This window comes from Streptomyces sp. Edi4 (genome assembly GCF_040253615.1).
GTDB lineage: Bacteria > Actinomycetota > Actinomycetes > Streptomycetales > Streptomycetaceae > Streptomyces.
The window spans coordinates 306,307-315,111 of sequence record NZ_JBEJGY010000004.1 but is presented as its reverse complement, the minus strand read 5'-3'; the positions used below and the strand labels follow the sequence as shown (position 1 = coordinate 315,111).

The following is an 8,805-nucleotide window of genomic DNA, read 5'->3' as shown; positions in this document are numbered from 1 at the left end:
GAAGGTCAGGCGGGCCCGAAGGCGGGTGATGGAAGGCGGTGCCGGGCGTACGGAGGCCGGGTCCGGCGGGCCCGGGTCAGAACAGGACGCGGGAGCCGGCGGCGGCCCGGGCGTCGCGGGACTTGCGCAGATCGCGGGCGACATTGATCCGCTTGAGCCAGCGGTCGGTGCCGTCGAAGCGCGCCGAGAAGGAGCTGCGGCCGTGTACCGCGCGGTAGTTGTCGACGAAGACGATCTCGCCGGGGGCGAGCGCGGCGCCGCCGAGACGGCGGTCGATCTCGTCCGAGAGCCGTCGCAGCGCGCCCCGGGCCTGCGAATCGAGCCGGTCGAGATCCATGAAGTACGGATCCAGGCACAGATACGGGTCGTGCGGTGAGCCGAAGAGCACCGGCACCGGCGCTGCGTCCTCCAGCATCCGCTTCAGGCGCTCGTACGCGGCGTCCAAGAGCCGCGAGCCGCCCGTCAGGGGCCGGCCGGGCCCGCTGTCCAGCATCTGGAGGTGGGAGTTGTCGGGCAGCATGAAAAAGCGCGGCTCCGCGAGGACGCGGCGGTCGGCGGCGGAGATCTCCAGGTCCTGGGCGCCGACGAAAGTGGTCGGCACCCGGTCGGGGTTGCGCAGGCAGAGCAGGCCCACGTAGTCGCCCCGGTAGGGGTGGAAGGCGTCCTCCACGTGCCAGAAGATGGTCTGGTTGCTGCCGGTGCCGATCTGCTCGTCCTGGTGGCCCTTGACCGGCAGGACGTCGTGCACCAGGTATCCGTCCTGCTGGGTGGCCCAGGCGACCGGTTCGCCGAGCAGCGCCCCGCACAGCAGGAGGAATATTTCCTCGCGGAGCGCGGGCGAGAGCCCGTGACGGTGGCGCCAGTGCGCCGGGGTGGCGCCGACGCGGTCCTGATCGACGCGGTAGCCCGAGACCACGCAGGCCCCGGCGGGCTCGTGCAGCCGAAAATCGGTCAGGAAACGGCGCAGCGCGAGCGGCAGCCGGTGGGACTGAACGGTCAGTTCGTCCTGGAAGGCCTGATCCTCGACGTCGGCGTACTGGTCGGCCAGCTCGTCGAGCAGGGAGGCGATCGCGTCGGCGTCGGCGGCGTCGAGTGTGAGGGTGTGCATCGGGCGGGTCACCTCGGGTCGGTGGGTGCGAAAGGTTCGGTGGGGCGCGGCGCGCGGGTCAGCCGGCCACGGGCAGCAGGGAGGCGAGTTTGTCGAGGCCCGCGACGAGTTCGTCGCGCGCGCCGCCGAAGCCGAGCCGGATGTGCCGGGGGGCGCCGAAACAGACGCCGGGCACCACCAGCACGCCGTGCTCGCGGTCGAGCCGGTCGGCGAACACGGTCACGTCGTCCACCGTCGTCAGCTCGGGGAAGACGGTGACCCCGCCGGCCGGCAGGTCGGCGACCACCCGGTCGCGGTGGCGGGCCAGCCAGTCGCCGAGCACCGCCCGGTTGGCGGTGGCCTGCGCGAGCCGGGGGTGCAGCAGCTCGTCGGCGTGGCGCACGGCATGCGTGGCGACGGCCTCCACCAGTGGGGAGAGCGCCAGACTCGTGTAGTCGCGGCGGCGCACACACCCCGCGAGGACGTCGGGCGCGGCCAGCGCCCACCCCACCCGCAGCCCCGGCAGCCCGTACGCCTTGGACAGGGTGCCGAAGGAGACCGCCCGCGCGTAGCGAGGCGTGGGGTCGGGCAGCGGCGCGCGGTCGTACACCAGGTCCCTGAAGGCGTTGTCCCAGGCGAGCCAAGTCCCGTACCGCGCACAGGCGTTGATGATGGCGCCCTGCTGGACTTCGGTCACCGTGGCGCCGGTGGGGTTGTGCGGGAAGTTGACCACCACCATGGCGGTGCCCGGGCCGATCAGCGCGAGCAGTTCGTCCTCGTTGGTGACCACACCGTGCTCGGTGCGCATCGCCCACTCGACGATCCGGCAGCCGATCGACGCCGCCACCTCGACCAGCGCGTGGTAGGCCGGGGCCTGCACCACGATCTCGTCGCCCGGCTCGAGCAGGGCGTGCATCACCAGATAGATGGCCTCGCTCGAACCCTGCGTGGCGATCACCGAGCCGGGGTCGGTGCCGTGCCGCTCGGCGAGGGCGGCGCGCAGCGGCTCGGCGCCAAGGGAGTGGCTGTCGCGGAACATGATGCCGCCGAGCGAGGCGGCGCTCGTGCCGGCCAGGGCGAGCACCTGGTCCACGGTGTAGTTCTCGACGCCGCTGCTGCTGATGTCGTAGGTGGTGGTGAAGTACCGCTCGCGGAGCCAGTCCTCCAGCAGGGCCGGGGCGATGGACATGGGGTTCCTCCAGGGGCCGGGTTGCGGCCGGTCGGGGTGGAAGGCGGCGGGTGCGCCGGGAGTTCTGGCCGGGGTCAGGAGGTGGCGGTGTCGGCGGCGCCGTCCTCCGCCTCCAGCTCCGCGAGCAGGAGCTCCAGATCGTCCGGATCGCTCGCCTCGGCCTGGAACTGAACGATCCTCAGGGCGAGTTCGGCCACCGTGGGGGCTTCGTAGAAGACCCGGAGCGGCACCTCGACCCGGCAGGCGTCGAGGACCCGGGCGGCGAAGCGCGTGGCGAGCAGCGAGTGCAGGCCCAGATCGAAGAGGTTGTCGTGGACGCCGACCCCCGGCAGACCGAGCAGTTCGCCGGCCAGCTCCGCGATCTCCTTCTCCAGGGGGGTGCGCGGGGCGGCCGCCGCGCCGTGGGCCAGTTCGGCGCGGCCGGGCCGTGGCAGCGCCCCGCGATCGAGCTTGCCGTTCCCGTTCAGCGGCAGCGCGGGCAGCGGAATGATCGCGGACGGCACCAGATGGGCCGGGAGGCGTTCGCGCAGCGCGGCCCGCAGTGCGAAGACGTCCAGATCACGGCCGGCGGCGGCCACCACATAGGCGATCAGACGCTTCTCGCCCGGCTCGTCCTCGCGGACCACCACGGCGGCGGCGCCGACCTCGGGCCGCTCGGCGAGCTGGGCCTCCACCTCGCCGGGCTCGATCCGGTGGCCCCGGATCTTCACCTGCTGATCGGCGCGGCCGATGAACTCCACGGTGCCGTCGGCCCGGTGGCGCGCCAGGTCACCGGTGCGGTAGAGCCGGGCGCCGGGCTCACCGAACGGGTCGGGCACGAAGCGCTCGGCGGTCAGGCCCGGGCGGCCGAGATAGCCACGGGCCAGGCCCGCACCGCCCAGGTGCAGCTCGCCCGGGGCGCCGATGGGCACGGGCCGGCCGGACGGGTCCAGGAGATAGACCCGGGTGTTGGCCAGCGGTCGGCCGATCGGCAGGCCGTCGCCGCCCACCGCCTGGTCCTCCACGCGCAGGGTGGTCGAGGTGCAGGTCACCTCGGTCAGACCGTACACATGCACCAGCGCGACCCCGTACCGCTGCCAGGCGGCGAGCCGGTCGCGGCGCACCCGCTCGCCGCCCATCGCGACGAACCGCAGCGTCTTGGGCAACTGGCCTCCGGTACGCTCCAGTTGACCGACCCAGTCGTGCCAGTACGCGGTGGTCAGCTCCAGGCCACTGACGCGGTGCTCCGCCAGATACCCGGTCAGGTCGACGCCTCGGGTCAGGAGGCGGGAGCCGGGCAGCACCACGGTGGCGCCGGCCGCAAGCGCCGGGAACAGCTCTTCGAGCAGGACGTCGAAGCCGGTGGAGGCCAGCTGGAGGAAGCGGTCGCCGGGGGCCAGCCTGAACTCCCGCGCCATCGCGAGGGTGAAGTTCACCAGGCCCCCGTGCGTGAACATCGACCCCTTGGGGGTTCCGGTGGTGCCGGAGGTGAAGAAGACGCAGGCCAGCGCGTCCGGCTCGGTCGGGGCCTGCGGCACCTGGACGGCCCCGGCGGGCTCGCCGGGTGCCTCGATCGGGACCACCGTGATCTTGTCGAAGAGGGGGCGTGGCGCGCCGTCGTCGGTGAGGACCAGGTGCGCGCCGGACAGGTCGAGGAGCAGGCGCAGCCGCGGTTCGGGCAGTTCGGGATCGAGTGTGGTGAAGGCGGCGCCCGCCTTCATCACGCCGAGCAGGGCGGTGACGAGCAGCGGGGTGGGGGCCGCGTGCACCGCGACCACGCTCTGCCCGTCGACGCCGAGGGCGCGCAGGCGGGCGGCGCACCGTTCGGCGGCGGTCTCCAGATCGGCGTAGCTGGTGGCGCGGCCCTCGTACTCCAGGGCCGGGGCGTCGGGGGTGCGGGCGGCGGCCGCCGCGACCAGGTCGTGCAGGCCGCCGGACGGGAACGGGCGCGCGGTGGCGTTCCAGTCGGTCAGGACGGTGCGGCGCTCCTCGGCGTCCAGCAGCGCGAGCCGTGACAGCGCCGTGTCCGGCGCGTCGGCGGCGGCCGTGAGCAGCACGCCGAAGCGGTGCGCGAGACGGGCCACGCTCTCCTCGTCGAAGAGGTCGGTGGCGTACTCCACCGAGAACGCCAGGCATCCGTCCTGCTCGACGGCGGTGAACATCAGGTCCATCAGGCAGGACCCGGTGCGCGCCTCGATGGGCTCCACGCGCAGGCCGTCGAAGCCGGCCCGGGGCGGCCGGGCGCTCTGGAGGGTCAGCATGGTCTGGAAGACCGGGTGCCTCGCGGGGTCGCGCTCGGCGCCGACGGCGTCCAGGACCTGCTCGAACGGCACGTCCTGGCACTCGAAGTCGGCGAGCGCACCGGCGCGGACGCGCGCCAGCAGGTCGGTGAAGGCCGGGTCGCCGGACAAGTCGCCCCGCAGGGCGAGGGTGTTGACGAAGCAGCCCACCACGCCGTCCAGTTCGCGCTGTCCGCGTCCGGCGACCGGCGTGCCGATGACCACGTCGGTGGCCCCGGACAGCCGGCCGAGCAGCGCCTGGTAGCCGGCGAGCAGCACCATGAAGAGCGTGGCGCCGTGCTGGGATCCCAACGCGCGCAGCCGCTCGGTCAGTTCGGCGGGCAGCGTGAACTCGTGGACCGCGCCGGCCAGACTCGGGGTCGCGGGACGCGGCCGGTCGGCCGGCAGGTCGAGCACGGGCAGCGGTCCGGCGAGCCGTGCGCGCCAGTGGTCGAGCTGCGGGGCCCAGCGGCCCTCGCCGGCCCGGTCGGCCTGCCACCGCGCGTAGTCGGCGTAACGCACCGGCAGCGCCGGCAGCTCCCGGCCGTCGTACAGCGCACCCAGGTCCTCGACGAGCACGCCCATCGACCAGCCGTCCAGCGCGATGTGGTGGATGACCAGGACCAGGACGTGTTCGGCCGGAGCCGTGCGCAGCAGCAGGGCGCGCAGCGGTGCCTCGGCCGCGAGGTCGAAGGGGCGGGTCACAAAGGCCTCGACCGCCGTCTCCACGCTTTCGCCGGCGGGGAGTTCGCGTACGGTCAGCGGGGCCGCACCGGACGGTAGTACGCGCTGGGTGGGCGCGCCCTCACCGGCCACGACGACGGCGCGCAGCACCTCGTGCCGGTCCATCAGGGCCCGCAGCGCCGTGGCCAGCTCCACCGGGTCGAGAGGGCCGCCGATCCGTACGGCCGTCGGTACGTGATAGGCCGGGTTGCCCGGGGCGAAGCGGTCGAACAGCCACATCCGCTGCTGGGCGAAGGACAGCGGCAGCGGCTGCGCGGGGTGCGCCGGGGTGATCGGCGGCAGCGGCGCGGTGTCCGTCGCGCCGTCGCCGCTCAGCAGCCGCTCGACGAGTTCGGCCTGGGCGGCCACCGTGGTCGCGGCGAACACCTCGCGCAGCCGCACCTCCACCCCGAACTCGGCGCGCACGGCGCTGACGAGCCGGTTGGCGAGCAGAGAGTGACCGCCGACGGCGAAGAAGTCGTCCAGGACGCCGACTTCGGGCAGTTCGAGGAGGCGTTGCCAGATGGCGGCGATCTGCGTCTCGCGGTCGGTGCGCGGTGCGACGCGCATGGCCGTGGTGCCCGTCGCGGCGGGGGCGGGCAGCGCGGCCCGGTCCACCTTGCCGTTGGGTGAGAGCGGCAGGGCCGCGAGCTCCGTCCACAGCGCGGGCACCAGGTGGGCGGGCAGTCGCTCGCGGAGCCAGGCGGCCAGCTCGGCGCCGGATGCCGCAGTGTGCGGTGCGGCCGCCCAGTACGCGGCGAGGCGGCGTTCTCCCGGACCTGCCTCGTGGGCCACCACGATGGCGTCCGCCACCGCCGGATGGGTGAGCAGGACGCCGGTGACCTCGCCCGGCTCGACCCTGAAGCCCCGGATCTTGACCTGGTGGTCGGCCCGGCCGAGCAGTTCGAGCTCGCCGTTGGGGCGGCGCTGGGCGAGGTCGCCGGTGCGGTAAAGGCGCTCGCCCGGCACCCGGCCGTAGGGGTGCGGCACGAAACGTTCGGCCGTCAGGCCCGGACGGCCCAGGTAGCCACGGGCAAGACCCTCGCCCGCCACGCACAGCTCGCCCGGCACGCCCACCGGAACCGGGCGCAGCAGCCGGTCGAGGACGAGGAGGCGCTGGTTGAGCAGGGGGCGGCCATAGGGCAGCGGGCCAGGCCCGGCGTCCTCGGGGACCGGGTACTCGTTGTTGCAGAAGGCGGCCTCGGCCACGCCGGCGGAGTTGACCACCCGGCAGCCGGGCGCCGCCGCCCGCAGCCGGGGCGGCAGCCCGGGCGGCAGTACGTCACCGCCGACCAGCGCGGCGCGCAGGCTGTCCAGGGGCAGGCCGTGTTCTTCGGCGGCGGCCAGCATCGCCTCGGTACCGGCCGGCCCCATGGACCACACGGTCACCCGGTGGCGCCCGACCAGCTCGGCCCAGTGCCAGGGATCACGGGCGGCGTCCTGCGCGGGGAAGACGACGGTGGCGCCCACCACGAGCGGGGCGAGACAGTCGTGCACGGCCGGGTCGAAGCTCGGCGAGTGCAGCGCGATCATCCGGTCGCCGGGTCCGAAACCATGTGAACGGGCGAGCCCCGCAAAGGTGTTGACGATGGCGCGGTGGCTCACCGCCACGCCCTTGGGCCGCCCGGTGGAGCCGGAGGTGTAGACGAGGTAGGCCAGATTGGCCTCGCCGGCGCCGCCGCACTCCGGCGTGCTGCCCGGCCCCGTGTCGGCGCGGCCGAACTCCGCTCCGTCCGCGGCGATGTCGTCGAGCAGCACCACCTCGGCGTCCGCCACAAGCGCGCTCGCGGTGGAGGCGTCGGCGAGGATCACCGCCGGGCGCGCGTCGGCGAGCATGTGGGCGAGGCGGTCGGCGGGATAGGCCGGGTCGAGGCCGAGGAAGGCGCCGCCGGCGCGCAGCGTGCCCAGCATGGCGGCGCTGAGCCCGGCCCCGCGCTCCAGACACAGGGCGACCGGCACATCGGGACCGACCCCGGCCTGCCGCAGCCGGTGGGCGATCCGGGCCGCCCAGGCGTCGAGCGCCGCGTAGGTGAGCGTGCCCGACGCGTCGATCACCGCTGCCGCGCCGGGCGTGCGGGCGGCCTGCCGGGTGAACAGCTGGTCCACCCGCAGTCCGGCGGGGAACTCGCCGTCGGTGTCGTTCCAGCCGTGCAGCTCCCGCTCGAGCTCGGCGGCGGTGAGCAGCGGCAGTTCGGACAGCCGGGTGCCGGGCGCGCGGACGGCCGCGCTCAGCAAGGTGGTCCAGTGACCGAGCATCCGGGTCACCGTCGAAGCGTCGAACAGATCGCGGGCGAACTCCGCGAAACCGGTGAAACACCCCTCGACGTCGGCGAGTTGGAGGTCCAGATCCATGTGCGCGCTGTCCCGCGCCACGGCCACCGGCTCCACGGCGAGGCCGGACAGGGCGGGCGTGGTGGCCGGCGCGTTCTGGAGGACGAAGCCGACCTGGGCCAGCGGATTGCGCGACAGGTCACGGCTCGGCGCCAGCTCCTCCACGAGCCGGTCGAAGGGCAGCTCCTGGTGGTCGAAGGCGTCAAGGGCGGTGCCCCGCACCCGCTGGACCAGCTCGGCGAAGCTCGGGTCGCCGGCCAGCGACGTACGCAGCAGCACGGTGTTGACCAGCGAGCCCACCAGCGCCTCGGTGCCCGGTGCCCGGGTGGCGGGCCCGGTCGCCACCACCACGTCCTCGACACCCGCGTGCCGGGCGAGGACCGCCTGGAAAGCGGCCAGGAGCACCATGAACGGGGTCGCGCCCGTCGAGGAGGCCAGGTCGCGCACCCCCTGCGAGAGGCCCGCGTCCAGGCGCACCGGCACGCTCGCGCCGCGGAAGGTGCGGACCGCCGCGCGGGGGCGGTCGCAGGGCAGCTCCAACGCCTGGGGCGCGCCGGCGAGTTGGTCGCGCCAGTAGGCCAGCAGCCGCTCGTCGAGGCCGCCGGCGAGCACGGCCTGGCGTCCCGCCACGTGATCGGCGTAGCGCACCGTCAGCTCGGGCAACCGGACCGGCCGTCGCTCGGCCGACGCGGCGTAGCACTCGGAGAGCTCGGACATGAGCAGGCCGAAGGACCACCGGTCCACCACGATGTGGTGCAGCACCACGAGCAGCACATGCTCCCCGGGCCCGAGCGCGATCAGCTCGGCGCGCATCAACGGCCCCTTGGCCAGGTCGAAGGGCTGCTCGGCGAGACGGCCCGCCAGCTCCTGGACCTCCGCCTCGCTCGATCCGGCCGCGTCGGTGACCTTCAGCTCGAAGGCCCGGCGCGGCAGCACCAGCTGGACCGGGACGCCGTCGCGGGCCGGAAAGACGGTGCGCAGGGCCTCGTGCCGGTCGACCAGGAGCTGGAAGGCGTCGCGCAGACCCTCAGTGGAGAGCGGTCCGCGCAGCCGGAGCGCGGCGGCGGTGTTGTAGACCCCGCTGGGGCCATCGAGGCGGTCGATCAGCCAGAACCGGCGCTGGGCGGCGGAGGTGGGCAGCACCTCGGCGGTGCGGGGGCCGGTGGCCACGGGACGCTCCTTCACAGGATCGGGGTCGGGGGAGGGGAGGGACGCGC

3 protein-coding genes are annotated in these 8,805 nt (G+C 74.3%); all 3 read right to left on the bottom strand.

Annotation, left to right across the window (positions count from 1 at the left end; all coding sequences use genetic code 11):
- Positions 1-76: 76 nt before the first annotated feature.
- The 3 genes from gntD to ABR738_RS03370 all read right to left on the bottom strand — a co-directional run bounded on the left by gntD (position 77) and on the right by ABR738_RS03370 (position 8,758).
- Positions 77-1,108, bottom strand: coding sequence for a guanitoxin biosynthesis L-enduracididine beta-hydroxylase GntD (gntD, locus tag ABR738_RS03380; protein WP_350228454.1), 1,032 nt, complete (start codon positions 1,106-1,108; stop codon positions 77-79).
- Between the two features lie 58 nt (positions 1,109-1,166).
- Positions 1,167-2,276, bottom strand: a complete 1,110-nt coding sequence (vioD, locus tag ABR738_RS03375; RefSeq protein WP_350228453.1) for a capreomycidine synthase — start codon at positions 2,274-2,276, stop codon at positions 1,167-1,169.
- 74 nt (positions 2,277-2,350) lie between these two features.
- Positions 2,351-8,758 carry a non-ribosomal peptide synthetase gene (locus tag ABR738_RS03370; RefSeq protein WP_350228452.1) on the bottom strand — a complete coding sequence of 2,136 codons (6,408 nt, stop codon included), beginning with the start codon at positions 8,756-8,758 and terminating at the stop codon, positions 2,351-2,353.
- Positions 8,759-8,805 lie beyond the last annotated feature (47 nt).